1 pseudogene is annotated in these 1,392 nt (G+C 60.7%); it reads right to left on the reverse strand.

Annotated elements, in window-relative coordinates:
- Positions 1 to 225: 225 nt before the first annotated feature.
- Positions 226 to 472, reverse strand: a pseudogene (locus CIT31_RS10270) (ATP-binding protein); the annotation flags it as partial.
- Between the last annotated feature and the right edge of the window lie 920 nt (positions 473 to 1,392).

Consider the following 1,392-nt stretch of genomic DNA (forward strand, 5'->3'; position numbering starts at 1 on the left):
TGATCCGGCTACATCGCCAACGAGACCAGACCCGCGACATTGGACTGGGGCAGTGCAGAGCTGGCCGCGACCTTCGTCAGGTGTGGGATGGCGGCCAATTCCGCCTGATCCACGGCCCTTCGAACGCCCCGCGATGTTGGAACGGGGTGACGCAATCGTCTCGCAGACTACGTTCATCGCCAAACATCCTTTGGCCTATGTTGAATCAGCACAAAACCCAGCCGTCGGGGCGGGTGTTTTCTTCACCGACAGCGGCAGACCGTCTGCGATGCGCCGCGATTGCTCGATGACGATGTGGACGCCGGTCGTCTCTTCCGTTCCGGGATGCTCGACCTGAAGGCGCGTATTCACCTCTAGGAAGGAAATGATGCCATTATCGGAAAGTAGGAACATCTACCGTGTCGGCGCCTGTATAGCCTGCCTCAGCCCAGATCGCGCGCGCGTCATGATGGATGTGACCGCGCTGCTCGTCGGCGGCGCTGTCGATTGCCTATGGCTGGCATCGGCGTGGTGCCGATCAAAATCCTCTGCGGCCGCATGAAACGCCTGTCCGGCGACAGTTAGCGACAGCCACATAGTCTGCAACTGATCACTGCTGGCGCTGGCGCAACATTATGGCTTCCAGTCAAAAGCCTGCCGCCATATCGTGCCGTTCAGCTATATCCGTCAGGACTTCTTTCTGGCTTGATCCGGTCGCCAAAGTCCGCCTGCACGGCACCATCCGACGGATCATCAGTGAAGCCTGCGGCCGAAAAAGCCGGAACCTCCAACCAGTTCCGAGGTGCCTTAGAGACTCTTCTCAAGCTGAAGCGTCGTGTCAGCGGTGATGGTCTGCCGGTCAGGCATTTCCGACCAAAGCTGGCTGGCTGCCAGCCATCCCGTTCTCGGCGAACGGCTGGCGGGTGAGGGGAGCCAGACATGACGGCGCACCCATTCACCATAGACAGCACGGGACGAGCCTGGTCGGGCCGCGCGCCCGAAGCTCTCGGCGCCACACTGCGGCTCCGACCCGAACGCCGTGCAGCGACGTAGGTCCGAAGCTCTGCAAGCCCCCTGTTGGGAAGCGGCAGCTACGCTTGGAACTCTCTTTCTGGCAGTGCTCGAAGGCAAGGGATGCTTGGCAGTCGCCTGCGACAAGTCCGTCTCGGCTAGCGTCCGTGTTCCTGTTTTCGAGTGCCTTCCTCATGGACCTCCGGATATGGCGCCTGCAGATTGAATCTTCCATGTGCACTGGTTAGCGTGTCCGACACCAGCCATGCCAATACGTGCGGCATGAGTGCCGCCCATGTTGAGTCTCATATGGGCGCCAGCGAAGGTCGGCGACGGCTTCACCGAAGGGGTCACTACAGGCCCCCTCATCGACCGGAACGCGTTGAAGAAAGTACTGGAGCA

Source organism: Mesorhizobium wenxiniae (assembly GCF_002284535.1).
GTDB lineage: Bacteria > Pseudomonadota > Alphaproteobacteria > Rhizobiales > Rhizobiaceae > Mesorhizobium > Mesorhizobium wenxiniae.